This window comes from Heliobacterium chlorum (assembly GCF_014502795.1).
Classification (GTDB): domain Bacteria; phylum Bacillota; class Desulfitobacteriia; order Heliobacteriales; family Heliobacteriaceae; genus Heliobacterium; species Heliobacterium chlorum.
The window spans coordinates 22,926-37,970 of the sequence record NZ_JACVHF010000019.1 but is presented as its reverse complement, the minus strand read 5'-3'; the positions used below and the strand labels follow the sequence as shown (position 1 = coordinate 37,970).

The 15,045-nt window shown below is 43.5% G+C and carries 13 protein-coding genes; 11 read left to right on the top strand and 2 right to left on the bottom strand.

Features of this window, described 5'->3' with window-relative positions; translation table 11 throughout:
• Positions 1 to 28 precede the first annotated feature (28 nt).
• The 7 genes from H1S01_RS15195 (at position 29) to H1S01_RS15165 (ending at position 7,876) form a co-directional block, all read left to right on the top strand.
• Entirely contained in the window at positions 29 to 1,345 is a 1,317-nt protein-coding gene (locus H1S01_RS15195; protein ID WP_188041265.1) for a glycosyltransferase, read from the top strand.
• Positions 1,317 to 2,528 (top strand): glycosyltransferase, encoded by a 1,212-nt coding sequence (locus H1S01_RS15190; RefSeq protein ID WP_188041264.1) that lies wholly within the window; start codon positions 1,317 to 1,319, stop codon positions 2,526 to 2,528. The genes H1S01_RS15195 and H1S01_RS15190 overlap by 29 nt, the downstream gene beginning before the upstream one ends.
• A gap of 3 nt (positions 2,529 to 2,531) precedes the next feature.
• Positions 2,532 to 3,605: an EpsG family protein gene (locus tag H1S01_RS15185; protein ID WP_188041263.1), complete on the top strand. Its 1,074-nt coding sequence runs from the start codon at positions 2,532 to 2,534 to the stop codon at positions 3,603 to 3,605.
• Position 3,606: 1 nt separating this feature from the next.
• Positions 3,607 to 4,755: a glycosyltransferase family protein gene (locus H1S01_RS15180; protein WP_188041262.1), complete on the top strand. Its 1,149-nt coding sequence runs from the start codon at positions 3,607 to 3,609 to the stop codon at positions 4,753 to 4,755.
• A 1-nt stretch (position 4,756) separates the two neighbouring features.
• Entirely contained in the window at positions 4,757 to 5,761 is a 1,005-nt protein-coding gene (locus tag H1S01_RS15175; RefSeq protein WP_188041261.1) for a hemolysin activation protein, read from the top strand.
• A gap of 9 nt (positions 5,762 to 5,770) precedes the next feature.
• Positions 5,771 to 7,324 carry a lipopolysaccharide biosynthesis protein gene (locus tag H1S01_RS15170; RefSeq protein WP_188041260.1) on the top strand — a complete coding sequence of 518 codons (1,554 nt, stop codon included), beginning with the start codon at positions 5,771 to 5,773 and terminating at the stop codon, positions 7,322 to 7,324.
• A gap of 213 nt (positions 7,325 to 7,537) precedes the next feature.
• A complete protein-coding gene (locus H1S01_RS15165; protein ID WP_188041259.1) occupies positions 7,538 to 7,876 on the top strand; it encodes a helix-turn-helix domain-containing protein in 339 nt (112 codons plus the stop codon).
• A 246-nt stretch (positions 7,877 to 8,122) separates the two neighbouring features.
• Here H1S01_RS15165 and htpG read toward each other — a convergent pair whose 3' ends face one another.
• Positions 8,123 to 9,988: a molecular chaperone HtpG gene (htpG, locus tag H1S01_RS15160; RefSeq protein WP_188041258.1), complete on the bottom strand. Its 1,866-nt coding sequence runs from the start codon at positions 9,986 to 9,988 to the stop codon at positions 8,123 to 8,125.
• Between the two features lie 242 nt (positions 9,989 to 10,230).
• On the opposite strand from htpG, the gene larA reads away from it, so the two are divergent.
• The 3 genes from larA to larC all read left to right on the top strand — a co-directional run bounded on the left by larA (position 10,231) and on the right by larC (position 14,023).
• Entirely contained in the window at positions 10,231 to 11,499 is a 1,269-nt protein-coding gene (larA, locus tag H1S01_RS15155; protein WP_207732365.1) for a nickel-dependent lactate racemase, read from the top strand.
• A 199-nt stretch (positions 11,500 to 11,698) separates the two neighbouring features.
• Positions 11,699 to 12,556: a nickel pincer cofactor biosynthesis protein LarB gene (larB, locus tag H1S01_RS15150; RefSeq protein WP_188041257.1), complete on the top strand. Its 858-nt coding sequence runs from the start codon at positions 11,699 to 11,701 to the stop codon at positions 12,554 to 12,556.
• 237 nt (positions 12,557 to 12,793) lie between these two features.
• The gene (larC, locus tag H1S01_RS15145) at positions 12,794 to 14,023 is read left to right on the top strand and encodes a nickel pincer cofactor biosynthesis protein LarC (RefSeq protein ID WP_188041256.1); all 1,230 of its coding nucleotides are present in this window, start codon (positions 12,794 to 12,796) and stop codon (positions 14,021 to 14,023) included.
• Between the two features lie 198 nt (positions 14,024 to 14,221).
• Here the strand turns inward: larC and H1S01_RS15140 are convergent, their stop codons facing one another.
• A complete protein-coding gene (locus H1S01_RS15140; RefSeq protein WP_188041255.1) occupies positions 14,222 to 14,413 on the bottom strand; it encodes a hypothetical protein in 192 nt (63 codons plus the stop codon).
• 177 nt (positions 14,414 to 14,590) lie between these two features.
• Between H1S01_RS15140 and speD the strand changes: the two genes are divergently transcribed.
• Positions 14,591 to 14,995 carry an adenosylmethionine decarboxylase gene (speD, locus tag H1S01_RS15135; RefSeq protein WP_155477384.1) on the top strand — a complete coding sequence of 135 codons (405 nt, stop codon included), beginning with the start codon at positions 14,591 to 14,593 and terminating at the stop codon, positions 14,993 to 14,995.
• Positions 14,996 to 15,045 lie beyond the last annotated feature (50 nt).

Below are 15,045 nucleotides of genomic sequence, written 5' to 3'. Positions count from 1 at the left end.
AGAGCGGCTTACGTATTGGGGGATTAGATTGAGAATCTTAGTTTTATCCAATACCCCATGGTCGACCGATAATTGCTTTGGAAACTCCTTTTCGAACATATTCGGAGGCATCTCGGGAATAGAGATAGCCAACATATATTGCCGGTACGGTCAACCAAACAATCCTATTGTTAAAAAGTATTATCAGATTACGGAAAAATCGCTTATAAAAAATCTCATCAATCGTAAGAATCCATCCGGTAGCGAAATCAAGGATTTAGGGCAATCGTTCTCTCTCGACGAAAGTGGACAAAAAGTTTTTAATTACCTTCGAAATAACAGATCTCAATTTTATTTCTGGGCTAGAGATTTTATCTGGGCGATTGGACGGTGGAGATCAGAGAAGCTCAAAAAATTTATCAGAGATTTCAATCCCGATATCATCTTTCAACCACTCTATTATTCGTTGTACTTAAATAGAATTGCCTTGTTTCTAAAAGAATTTACCGGTGTACCTCTTGTTTGCTATGTCTCAGATGATGTGTACACACTGCGTCAGCTATCTTTTTCACCCTTATATTGGATAGACCGTTTTATGAAAAGACGCATAATAAAGAGACTCGTAAACCAGTGCGAGCGTATCTATGTAATTTCAGATATTCAAAAGAGAGAATATGAAAAATGCTTTCATAAGGAATGTAGAATATTAACTAAAGGCGCAGACTTTTCCTGTTATCCAAGGGAAAAGCATAATATCCACAGACCCCTTAAACTTGCCTATACTGGCAACGTTGGAGGAGGAAGATGGAGATCTTTACACCGAATGGGTCGTGTACTCTCGGAGATAAATAAGGATGGCGTGAAAGCCCAACTATACATTTACTCCATGACACCCTTGACGAAGCGAATGAAAAAAGCCATGCATGATGAGAAAAGTATTTTTTTTATGGGTGGTGTATCATCGGAGGTCGTACCGGCGATCCAGAGCGATGCCGATGTTTTAGTCCATGTCGAACCGACCGATCTAAGAGGGCGATTACAGGTACATCAGTCTTTTTCCACTAAAATTGTGGACTATTTACACTCAAATCGCTGTATCTTCGCCGTAGGCACTCCCGATGTGGCCTCCATCGATTATCTTATAAAAAACGAAGCTGGAGTTGTAGCGACGACGGAGCAAGAAATTTATGACAGATTAAGTGAGTTATTAGCGCACCCGGAGATAATTCATGAGTATGCCAAAAGGGCATGGAATTGCGGAAGTCGTAATCACCAGATAAATATCATTCAAGAACAGCTATATGAAGACCTAACAAGGCTAGTTAAAGGAAAACAAGATGAAAGTATTGCATATAAATGCGATTAGCGGTTTTAGAAGTACAGGACGTATCTGTGTCGAGATTGCCGATTACTTAAACCACAATGGTCATGAAGGATATATCGCTTATTCATATGGGTTGCCTTATTGGAATGGCTACAAGATAGGAACGAAGTTCGAGATCAAGCTGCACGGATTATGGTCGCGTGTTTTTGGCCTGCAAGGTTACTTTTCTAAAAATGGTACGAGTAAGCTGATCGAATATATAAAAAATCTTAATCCCGATGTAATTCATCTGCATAACCTTCATGGGAATTTTATCAATCTGAAGATGTTGTTTAATTACCTCGCCGAAAACGACGTCGCCACTGTGCTTACACTGCATGATTGCTGGTTTTATACGGGTAAATGCACACACTACACAGTAGATGGATGTTACAAATGGCAACAGGGCTGTGAGCAATGCTCTAGACTGAAAAAAGACAATCCCAGCTGGTTTTTCGATCGCACCAAAATCATGTATAACGATAAAAAAGAATGGTTTAAGCATATTCCGAGATTAGCTGTGATAGGTGTATCTGAATGGATCACGAAGGAAGCGAGAAAATCGATTTTGTCATCTGCAAAAATCATAACTAGGATATATAACTGGGTAGATACAGGAGTGTATAAACCTGTTGATGGGACAGGGTTACGTCGTAAGTTAGGTGTAGAAAATAAATTTGTTATCCTAGGTGTTTCCAGTGGCTGGAATCATCAAAAGGGCCTAGATCATTTTATTGAATTATCAAGGCGAATCCCGGAAAATATGCGGATTGTACTAGTAGGAATCATAAGTGGGGCGAATTCCCTACCATCCAATATCATTCATCTAAATGAGACTCATGACGTTCACGAACTCGTCGAAATTTACTCCTCGGCCGATTTGTTCTTAAATCTCTCTTTGGAAGAAACTTTCGGAAAAGTTACGGCAGAAGCTCTCGCATGTGGAACGCCCGCAGTGGTCATAAAATCTACTGCAAGCCCTGAAATCATCGGTGGGAGATGCGGTTACATTATAGATAAGCTGGATTATACGCAATTATTAAAGGTAATGATGAAGGTTAAGGAACGGGGAAAACAATACTATTCTGACCATTGCATCAGCTTTGTGAAAAAAACATTTGGAAAAGATGATAGATTAGCTGACTATATTCACGTATACGAGAAAATAGTGGGATACAAGGTGTAAGATATGACAGTATATTTGCTGAATGTTGGCCTGTTGATGATTTGGTCAGTTTTAATTTTAAATAATCGAGTTCTTACTTTTGGAAAAAAACTATTTGTGATACTTGCCTCCCTGCAATGGATTATCATTTCGGGTCTTCGTGATATCACGGTTGGTGGTCGCGATATATATATCAGCTACTACAACAGCTTTAATCGAGTTTTAACAACCAGTTGGACGGAAATAGCCGACAGATTTATCAATATCTTGTTTTACGGCGCCGAAGGCAAGGATCCAGGCTATATGTTTATTGAAAAAACGATCAGTCTTATGACCGACAGTTATCAGGTGTATTTAGCGATTATCGCCGCCTTGTTTATGGTTCCCTTTGGAGTGTTTATTTACAGGAACTCTCGGGATCCCTTCATTAGTTTTCTGATTTATTCAACTCTTTTTTATGCCTTTTATTCCTTAACTGGTTTAAGACAAACGATTGCAACGGCATTGGTGGTTTTAATCGGATACGAACTGATTAAAAAGAAGAAGCTGTTATGGTTTATGGTTGTGACGTTGATAGCATATACCATACACAAATCGGTCGTCGTATTTACCCCGTTTTACTTTTTAGCCGACAAAGAGATTAGCATTAAATATACGTTGACTCTACTTGCAATTTCAACGACTAGTCTCGTCTTAGGGAATCAATTATTTTTTTCATTGTTTAGTTCTTTCGGATATGGAGATTATGTTGCAAATGATATTGGTGGAACAGGGACTTTTACATTCATGCTTTTACTAGTGACGATTGCTGCACTCCTTAAAAAGAAAAAAATCATTAACAACAATCCACAAGCGGTCCATTTCTTAAATGCAACGTTATTAGCATTGTTTTTCTCAATAATGACCTTAGAGAATCAAAGCTTCATGCGTGTCCAACAATATTATTCAATTTTTATTGTCTTATTAATTCCCGAAATTATCAAATCGTTCGAACGATGGGACAAAGTGATTGTTTATACCGGTTCGGTCGTGGTACTTCTTGCTTTATTTATAAAAAACAATCCCGAGTACATATTTTTTTGGCAGGGTGTTAATTAAGATGAGACGTAAAACAATAAAATATGTAGGTTTTTATGGTCTGACCCACAGCGAATCCCAAAGGGTCGCCAGCGTGGCGGCCCTAAATAAAATGAATTACATCAGCACCGCCATGAACAAGGCGGGATACGATATTCAGATCATATCTCCTTCCTGGATGAGCGACAGCACCCAAATAAATTTCGAAAAACAAAACAAGGTTAAAATCAACGATCAAACCTCTGTGGTTTTTTGTCCCTCCTGGAAAACAAAAAGTAAGATTACACGAAGTCTAAAAATTGTTTTTTCACTATTGTGGCTCGCGTTTTTTTTGTTGATAAATGCTAAAAAAAATGAAAAAATCCTAGCCTACCATGTACCATGGTTATCCATCCCCATCCGGATAGCAAAGTATTTCAGAAAGTTTGAATTAGTACTAGAAGTAGAAGAAATCTATCAGGATGTAATGAAACAACCCCCCTTATTCATCGATTGGGAAAATAGATTGCTCGATTGCGGCGACTATTATATATTCTCTACGGATTTACTGAAAGCAAGAATAAACAATAGAAAACCATATTTAACAGTAAATGGAGTGTACTCGATAGAGGAACAATTAAATCATCCAGCCGATGACGGAAAAATACATTTGCTGTATTCGGGGATTATCGATAGTAACAAAAAAGGCGCCTATAACGCTATAGAAGCATCAAGACATTTACCGGTTAAATACCATTTGCATATTCTTGGATTTGGCCAATCTAAAGAAATAGATAAGCTGCAAAAAATGATCGAAGAATTCAATCAGGAAAACGACTGCAAAATTTCCTATGATGGGTTATTGACGGGCGAAGATTATATCCGATATGCCCAAGCATGTCATATCGGGTTAAGCACACAGACGATGGAAGGAAATTATTTAGAAACATCCTTCCCAAGTAAGATTTTATCCTATCTTTCATTAGGACTCAGGGTAGTATCTTGTTATATAGAGGGTGTATCGACAAGTAAAGTCGGTGACCTCGTTACCTATTACTACCAAAATGCACCGACGGAGATAGCAAAGGCAATTTGTAGTATTGATATCCATACAGTTAACCATAGCAGGGAGAGACTGATAGAACTTGACCGCCAATTTATAAAAAGCATTAAGGCACTATTGGAGGAATGAAATGAAAAAACCATTTCGTATTGATGTAGCCGTTTTATTAATATTTTTCGCGAGACCTGAACAGTTTAGGAAAGTCTTTGAACAAGTAAAGATAGCTAAACCGAGTAAGTTGTTTTTGTATCAAGACGGCCCCAGAGAAAATAATCCGGACGATATAACCAACATTATTCAGTGTAGACAAATCGCCGAAGATATTGACTGGGAATGCGAAGTATATAAGATGTATCAAGAAAGAAACTACGGTTGTGATCCTTCCGAATTTATTGCTCAAAAATGGGCATTTAGTATTGTAGATGAGTGTATTGTTCTGGAAGACGATGATGTTCCCGCACAAAGTTTTTTCTCTTTTTGCAAAGAACTACTAGACAGATATCGTTTCGACGAAAGAATCAATATGATCTGCGGTATGAATAACACAGGCGTATCAGAGCATACCCCGTATAGTTACCTCTTTTCCACGACCGGTTCGATATGTGGTTGGGCTTCATGGAAACGAGTTATTGATAGTTGGGACGAAAGCTACAGTTTTCTTGACGATGATTTTACACTGAAGCAGTTAGAGGAGGTATACAAAGATAAAATCGACTTCCCTATCTTCATTAGGACATGCACCAACCACAGGAATTCCGGAAAAGCACATTATGAATCGATTTTAAGCTCCAGCGCCTTTCTCAATTCCAGGTTAAACATCGTACCGGCAAAGAATATGATATCCAATATTGGTGTAACAGATAATGCGACTCATTCATTGTCTAGTGTTAAGATGCTTCCCAGCGGGATAAGAAGAATTTTTAATATGAAAACGTATGAGATTGATTTTCCCCTGAAACATCCGGAGTACGTAGTAGACGATGTTGAATTTAGAAGAAAACTGGATCGCATCATGGCTAACGGCCATCCCTTTGTTAAATTCTATAGAGCAATTGAGTCTATTTTACTGAGGATAAGATACGGTGATTTTCGAGGTCTGTGGCAAGCGGTAAAGAAGAGAGTCATACATCAGTGAGGGGATAGATTGAAAAAATCAAATGCATTAGGTAGCAGTTCGGGGCAGATCAAAGCAGGTGCGATTACCTCATATCTCGTAATTGCATTCAACATCATATCGGGGTTGCTGTTTACTCCATGGATGGTAAGACAAATCGGTCAAAGCGATTATGGTCTTTACACCCTCGTCGTATCGTTGATTAGCTTTTTTGCCATAGATTTTGGTCTCGGTAGTTCTGTATCAAGGTTTTTATCTAGATATAAAGCGACAGGCGATGAATGTGGCGCTAAGAAGTTTTTGGGTATCGTCTACCAAATATTTATAATCATTGCGTTTATCATATTTCTGGTTTTAATTGCCGTTTATTTTTCTATTGAGTACATATATAGAGAGTTAACTTATGAAGAGATATCTAAACTTAAAGAGGTTTTTCTAGTTCTAAGTGTCTTTTGTACAGTTTCTTTTCCATTTAAGGCCTTGGATGGAATTTTAATCGCCAATGAGCGTTTTGTCTTCACTAAGCTTACCGATCTTCTCTCAAAAGTTTTGATCCTGCTCTTCATGTTCGGAGCGTTATATTTGGGTTATAAACTTTATGCCGTCGTGCTAATCAATGCTTTGATTGGCCTTTTACTGATCATAATCAAGTTTATATATATCAAAAGATATACGAGTACAAAAGTTCATTTCTTTCATAACGAAAAAGCAATTTTAAAAGATATATTCAGCTTTTCCGCATGGTCTACAATTATTGGGATCGCACAGAGATTTATCATCAATATAACCCCGTCGATTTTAGGAGTAACATCCGGCAGCGCCGAGATAGCCATATTTTCCATCGGGATGACGATTGAAGGATATACATGGACGATTTCAAATGCCTTAGGCGGATTATTTCTTCCTAAGGTTACTAGAATGATGGTGCATAACGACGATATTCAAGAAATTGAAAACCTCATGATTCGGGTTGGGAGAATACAATTACTAATTGTTGGATTGATTGTAGCTGGCTTTGCCTCAATGGGACATGAGTTTATACGGTTGTGGATGGGGAAGAGTTTCAGTGATTCCTATTATGTTGCATTATTTTTGATTCTTCCCACCATCGTATCCTTTACACAAGAAATAGCCTATACGGCTTTGGTAGCACTAAATCAATTAAAATACAGAGCCATCGCTTCTATGATAGTGGCAGGGATCAGTTTTCTGCTATCCTTATGGTTCTCTCGGATGTATGGTGCAATCGGTTCAGCACTAGCGATTTTCCTCGGAAACATCGTCGGTTTAGTAATAATCATGAATATAATGTTTTGGAAGATATTAAAAATCAACGTGACTCGGTTTTTTATTGAATGTCACTTAAAGATGGTTATCCCAGGTTTTCTAACTTATACTACAGGTTTAATTCTACAATACCTAACTCCCGTAGATACACTTTTCCTTTTTGTATGTAAAGTCTGCTTAGTCGCTCTGTTCTACGGATTGTTTGTTTGGATATTTTTTATAAACGAATACGAAAAGGACTTATTTTTGGGAACTCTTAAAAACATCTTTAATCGCTTCGCGATTAAGAGATACTGATTGAGCTTGGCTATTCAAACTATTGGAATTTAAAGAAATGATTAGTTGAAAAATAGTGTAAATAGTGCTAGCATATAGCCAAATAATCGCTGAAAATCGGAAAAGTGGGTAAAATGTTCAGTTCGAAAGTGGGGGGTACCCCTGTCTACTGTCTCTACAGAAAAGCGTAGGTGCGGGAGACCTCGCAAGGCCGTCGAGCGGGAAGGATTGAGTTTGCTTGTCCGGCAAGGGAAGACAGACGAAGAAATTGCAGCTATTTTTCAAGTGAGTACGAGAACGGTCATACGCTGGCGGAAAGAGTTTCAATTGCGAAAGGCTCGCGGAGGCACAAGACCGGGAGCCGGCAGGAAAAAGCGAGATGACGATGAGAACATCCCGAAGCCAATGGTAAGGTGGCGCAAGTTACATATCTCCCTGGAAAAACTCGTGATCGTCTGTCGGTCTCAATATAAGGAAGAACGCACCCGAAAGGGGCAACAACGATTTAAGGCTCGCAGTCGTGAACTGCCAAACTATACGGTGGAGCCGAGACTGCTCAGGGGGCAGTACTAAATCCATCGATCAGGCCAGACAGAATGGAACTGAGGGAATCTAAGGGAATCTGAGGGAAAGATAAGAGTCAACTAGGAAATTTGCTTTTCATAAGAAAGCCCAGACGAGACTTGTCTCATCTGGGCTTTCTGTGTTTTTGGGGATAATCAATGTGACCATTAGCTTCTTCTACCGCCTAATAATCCCGAGCCTATGAGCTGGAGCGAATTTAGTATGTCGCGGTTTGTCGCCGACCTAAAACGATACTCACACCATCATCAGGCAAATGTTGTTCGAAAACTCCACCGGGTCATCGATCGGTAAGCCTTCGATCAGCAAAGCTTGATTATATAATAGCTGGGTATACCGGTTCAGCTTGTCTTTATCTGTTTGACCGGCTGCCTTCAACGCTTGAAACATGGAGTGATGAATGTTGATCTCTAGGACTTTATCGGCTTTAATCTTTTGATTGTTCGGCAAGGCGTTGAGTACTTTCTCCATCTCAATGGTTAAATCACCTTCGTTGGATAAGCATACGGGGTGGTTTTTTAAGCGTTTTGACGATCTTACAGCCTTGACTTTGCCTGCTAAGATGTTCGTCATCTCTGTAAAGAGTTCCTGATTTTCAGCATCATCGCCACTGGAGGAATCTTTAGTTTCTTCCGACTCAATCCCCAGGTCACCGCTGGATACGGATTTAAATTCTTTATCTTTATAAGTCATCAACATCCGGATGGCAAACTCATCGACATCATCGGTAAAGTAGAGGATCTCATATCCTTTATCGGCGACGAGTTCTGCCTGGGGTAGTTTCTCAATGCGCTCAATCGAATCTCCGGCGGCGTAGTAAATATACTTTTGCTCTTCCGGCATTCGAGAAACGTATTCGCTCAACGTAACCATCTTTTTCTCTTTGGAGGAATAGAAGAGCAGAAGGTCTTGCAAAACGTCCTTGTTGGCTCCAAAATCGCTGTAGATGCCGTACTTCAACTGTCTGCCAAAAGACTTGAAGAACTCTTCGTATTTTTCTCTGCTGTCTTTCAGCAAATCTTCAAGCTCATTCTTGATTTTCGTCTTGATGTTTTTCGCGATCAGTTTTAACTGCTTGTCTTGCTGCAAAATCTCTCTGGAGATGTTGAGAGACAAGTCCTCTGTATCGACCATGCCTTTGACAAAGCTGAAATAGTCGGGCAGCAATTCGGCACACTTGTTCATGATCAGGACGCCCTTGGAATAGAGCTCCAAGCCTTTTTCGTATTCTTTTGTATAGAAGTCAAAGGGCATCTTTTCAGGGATATATAAAATGGCCTTGTAACTTACGGTGCCTTCGGCACTGATATGAATATGTTTGAGCGGTTTGTCGAATCCAAAGTGCTTTTCGGAATAGAAATTATCGTAATCTTCTTGGGTGAGTTCGCTCTTGTTCTTCTTCCAAATGGGGATCATGCTGTTGACGATTTGTTCGCGCGTTTCTTCGCTGCCTTCTGCGTCCTTCGCTTCACGAACTTCCAGCTTAATGGGGTAGCGGATAAAGTCGGAGTACTTCTTGATGATCGACTTTAAGCGGTATTCCTCTAAGTACTCATCATAGTTCTCGTCGTCGGTGTTTTCTTTAAATTTAAGAATGATATCGGTACCAACGGAATCTTTTTCCCAGGGTTCAATGGTATATCCCTCGGCGCCTTTCGATTCCCACTTATAGGCAGTTTCATGACCTAAGGCTTTGCTAATGACTGTGACGGTGTCGGAGACCATGAAGGCAGAATAAAAGCCAACCCCGAACTGTCCGATGATATCGAAGCCGTCTTTGATCTCATTCTCTTTTTTAAACGCGAAGGAACCGCTCTTGGCGATGACGCCCAGGTTCTCTTCCAGTTCCTCCTTCGTCATCCCGATGCCTGTATCCGACATTTTCAAGATTCTGTTCGGCTTGTCCGGAACGACTTTAATGAAATAATTCTCTTTGTTGAAGTTCAGCGAAGTATCGGATAAGGCTTTGTAATAAATCTTATCGATGGCGTCACTGGCATTGGAAATGAGCTCCCGTAAAAAAATCTCCTTATGGGTATAGATGGAGTTCACCATCAAATCAAGCAATCGTTTCGATTCAGCTTGAAATTGTTTTACTGTCAAGGATAGACCCTCCTTCTTAATCGCCGCTTATAACTTCTTTTTGGTGTTAGCACTCTCGTAGTGAGAGTGCTAACACTATTTTATTTACCAAAAATCCAGCTTTCTGTCAATATTGGGGTCAGACGCTAACGGGTTATATTTTCCCCGGATTCGGTAACAATTCCTCTTATCCCTGCTTTTATGAAGAGTGACCATTCGATATAATAGGATTGTCACCACTATCACGAAAAGAGGTCGATATTTTGATTACGTTGCCCTACCATAAGACGCAACTGACATTGCCTATCGAGCCCGGCCCCAAAGTTCGTGTACTGACTCCATCGAACCATGATTACACGCCAGAAGGCACGCAGGAAGAGATTGTCCGCCAGGCCTTAGCCAACCCTATTGCATCGCCGCCGTTGTCGGAATTGGTGAAAGGTAAGCAAAATATCGTCATCATCTCCAGTGACCATACTCGTCCTGTACCTAGCCATATCAACATTCCCCTCATGCTGGAAGAGATCAAAAAGGGAAATCCAGAAGCCAAAGTGACCATCCTCGTGGCGACAGGGATGCACCGTCCCACCACGCCGGAGGAGTTAGTGGCCAAGTTCGGCCAAAAAGTGGTCGACGAAGTGCCCATCGTGAATCATCTCTCCGAAGTTGACAAAGATATGATCTTTTTAGGCACCCTTCCTTCCGGTGGGGAACTCTGGGTCAATAAAGTGGCTGTCGAAGCCGATTTGCTCTTGGCAGACGGCTTTATTGAGCCCCATTTCTTTGCCGGATTTTCGGGCGGACGCAAGAGCGTATTGCCTGGCGTCGCTTCCCGCAAGACGGTCATGTACAACCACAACTCCACCTTCATCTCCAGCCCCTATGCCCGCACAGGCAACCTCGAGAATAACCCGATCCACCGGGATATGCTCTTCGCGGCAGAGAAGGCGAAATTGGCATTTATCCTAAACGTCGTCATCAATGCGAAAAAAGAGATCATTTACGCGGTAGCCGGTGATCGGGTGGAGGCCCACCTCAAGGGATGCCAGTTTGTTCGTGACCTTGTTGCAGCCACTCCCATTCCTGGTGACATCGTCATCTCTACAAACGGCGGCTATCCCCTGGACCAGAACCTTTATCAAGCGGTCAAAGGCATGACCGCGGCCGAAGCCTCGGCAAAAGCAGGCGCCGTCATCATCATGGTGGCTGGCTGCTCCGACGGTATCGGTGGAGAGGCTTTCTATCACCAGCTTGCCGACTATCCGTCTCCGCAAGCCGCCATGGATACTTTTTTGGCGACGTCGAAAGAAGACACACCGGCAGACCAGTGGGAATCGCAAATCCTCTGCCGCTTGTTGATCAAGCATAAAATCATCATGGTGACCGATCCGAAGTGGGCTCAGACGATCCGTGACATGCACCTCGATTACACCGAAACTTTGGAAGAAGCAATAGCGAAGGCCAAAGCAGTCAAGGGGGAAGAAGCTGAGATCACGGTCATCCCCGATGGCGTCGGTGTGATCGTCGGTTAAAAGCGTAACGATGTAAAGGGACATCTGCCTGACTCAACATGTTATCACTCTTCCGTTCTGGTTTGAGCCGCTTATAGGTTGAGCCAGAGAAAGAGCCATAGAAGCGCCCTCCTCGTGACGACGGGGAGGGCGCGTGTTTTATCACGAGAATCTGTGATAATATTATTGTTATGTAATCAGTGGGAGGAATTGGCGTTTCATGGATATAGATAAGTTGACGACACTGCTGCGGGCTGTACAGAACCGGGACGTGCCCGTTCACGAGGCCGTTGAGCGTTTAAAAGGCTGGCCCTACGAGGACATTGGCTTTGCGAAGGTGGACCACTACCGGGCCTTGAATCAAGGATTCCCAGAGGTTATCTTCGGCTTAGGGAAAACGCCTGAGCAGATTGCCGCCATTTTTGAGCGGCTGGCGGCGAAGGGGTTACCCGTGTTAGCGACCCGCTGTACACGGGATGCCTTTGAAGCTGTAAGGGCTAAGGTTCCTGATGCGGAGTACAACCCCCTCGGGCGAACAGTTACGGTGAGGGTGAACGTAGGAAGTCAACAGGATAACCTGGTTGATGATGTGGGAGCTGCCGAATCGAAAAGCACCAGCTCAAAGAAGACGGAGCAACGAGAGTGCGAGCATAACATATCCGGGGTCGAGGCTCTGGGCACTGTCGCCGTCGTCACCGCCGGCACGGCTGACCTACCCGTAGCTGAAGAGGCTGCTGTCAGCGCCCAGGCGATGGGATGCCAAGTGCGGCGAGTTTTTGATGTTGGTGTAGCTGGACTGCATCGTCTGCTGTCGAAGCGAGATGAATTAATGGACGTGCAGGTGATCATCGTCATCGCCGGCATGGAGGGAGCCTTAGCATCGGTCGTAGCGGGCATGGTTGATGTCCCTGTTATCGCTGTTCCGACGAGCATCGGCTATGGGGCTAACTTCGGTGGACTCTCGGCCCTGCTGGGCATGTTGAACTCCTGTGCTCTTGGTGTCGGTGTCGTCAACATCGATAACGGCTTTGGAGCGGCCGCGTTAGCTGCTACGATCGTCCGAGGGTATCGACGATAAGCGGGACGATGACATTACGGAGAGGTTAGCATTTAAGTAACGCTCTTTATATAGAGATCTTAATAAAGTGATAGAGTAAAAAGTTGCAAAAGAATGTTTGATAAAAAATTCAATAAAGGGATTTAACAAGAGACTCAATAAAAAGACTCAATAAAAAGACTCAATAAAGAGACTCGATAAAGAGACTCGATAAAGTCCTTATATAAGGATATCGTCGGAATCGGAGGAGGTAGTCTATTGAACAGCAGAGAACATTACCAATTAATCGTTGATCCCGTTTCAGGCGCTGCCGGTGACATGTGGTTAGGGGCGCTCGTCGATTTGGGTGTGCCCTGGGAAGAATTGCAGCAGACGATCAGCAGCCTAAATGTGGACGGCTACACGTTGCAGAAGGAGTCCATTATCAGCAAAGGGATTCAGGCTACCCACGTAAAGGTCATCCTCGATGACCGGCCACAGCCCCATCGCCACCTTCATCATGTGGTCAAGATCATCGAAAGTTCTAATCTGGACGAAACGGTGAAGTCCAAGGCCATCAAAGTCTTTACACGGCTGGCCGAGTCAGAAGCTAAGGTTCACGGATGTGCCATAGAGAAAGTCCACTTCCATGAAGTGGGCGCCGTCGACGCGATCATCGACATCGTCGGAACTTGCTGGGGCCTGCAGTATCTCGGAATAGAGGAAATCCATGTGCTTCCCCTGCCGCTTGGCTCGGGGACAGTGCGCTGCGCCCATGGGGAGATGCCTGTACCAGCGCCGGCCACAGCCGACTTGGTTCGAGATTTTCCAGTCTATCTCGGCGGAGGTCAAGGGGAACTGGTGACGCCTACGGGAGCCGCCTTATGTACCACCTTGGGCAAGCCCATCGATTCCAAGCAGTCCTTGGAGGCTTTTCGAATTCAAAAAATCGGCCACGGCGCCGGTTCCCGACCGGCTCAGGAACGGCCCAATGTCCTCCGCCTTTTGCTGGCAGAGAGAAACGAGGTTGTGGGAACGGGAACAGAACTGCTGGATCAGGATAGGGTAGAAGTGCTGGAGACGACTATCGACGATATGAATCCCCAGTGGATCGCTCCCTTGATGGACAAGCTCTTCGAAGCAGGCGCGCTGGATGTACAGGTATCTTCGGTCATGATGAAAAAAGGACGTCTGGGTCAACATCTGACCGTTCTCTGCCCGCCAGAGCGGCGTACAGCATTGATGGAAACCTTGTTCACGCATTCGACCACATTAGGCGTCCGTTGCCGGCGAGAACAGCGGTTTTGCCTGTCCAGAGACTGGGTAACGGTAATTACCCAGTACGGCGATATTCGCATCAAGCGCGGGAAAATTGGGGAACAGGTTATCAATATTCAGCCGGAGTATGAAGAATGTCTGGCTGCCGCCAAAGAGCATGAGCGCTCCCTCAAAGAAATCTATCAGCATGCGCTCGCTGAATATCAAGTACATCTGAAGGCAAACGAATGACTTCGAATGACCCCGAATGACCTCGTGCCTGAATATAATGAAAAAGCCGCCTCTTGCATTTTGCATGAGACGGCTTTCTGCCTTTTCCGGAATAAATTAATTTGATCAAACTGCGACATTAGGAGCGGCATTCCTGTCTCAGTATCTTACATCGCTGTTTCCTGATAGTACTTCCGAGTATCCGTATTCAATATCGTTCTAAATAATGTTTCTCAAAAAGTGGTGCATCACGATCCCGTTGGCCAGCAGTATCACAATTGCGACACAAATTTGTGCCACTTTGCTGATCATATCTTCTTCCCGGCTATGGGAACAGATGGAGTAAAGCAGCAGGGACAGGCCAGCGAAAACGCTGAGCTGCAGTAAACAGGCTGTGATGAGGGCGAACATATAGAAAGACCCCCTGATCGTCCGAGAATAAACAGAACCTGTTTCATTGCTTTCGACGAAGCTGTGAAAAATCCTTTATAAAAACGAACCTCAACGGAATAGCAGGACGGTCCTAGGCTCGAAAATAATTAGGGGCTCCTTGAGGAATAATTCCTTTTGGAAAGGAGACCTGTGCCGATGAGTGTATTAGGAAGACCCCTCGGCGTGCAACTGTTGGCCGAAGTTTGGGACTGTAACGCTGAAAAACTGAATGACATGAAGATGATAGAAGAGATCATGGTCCGGGCCGCCGAGAAAGCCGGTGCGGAGATTCGGGAGGTAGTTTTTCACCGCTTTGAACCGCAAGGGGTCAGCGGAGTCGTGGTCATCTCTGAATCGCATTTGACGATTCATACTTGGCCTGAACTGTCCTATGCAGCGGTAGATATTTTCACCTGCGGGGAGCGGGTCGATCCCTGGGTAGCTTTAGACAGCCTGGCTCAGGAACTCGATGCGGAAGAAGCTCACGCGATGGAAATCAGCCGGGGAATGAAAAACCTTAAGCGGCTGAGAAAGATGAAAGAAGAGCAAGGGAACCTATAAAAGGTGGCAGCCATCGAATATTGGAGATGGCTGCCGCCTTTTTTCAAGAA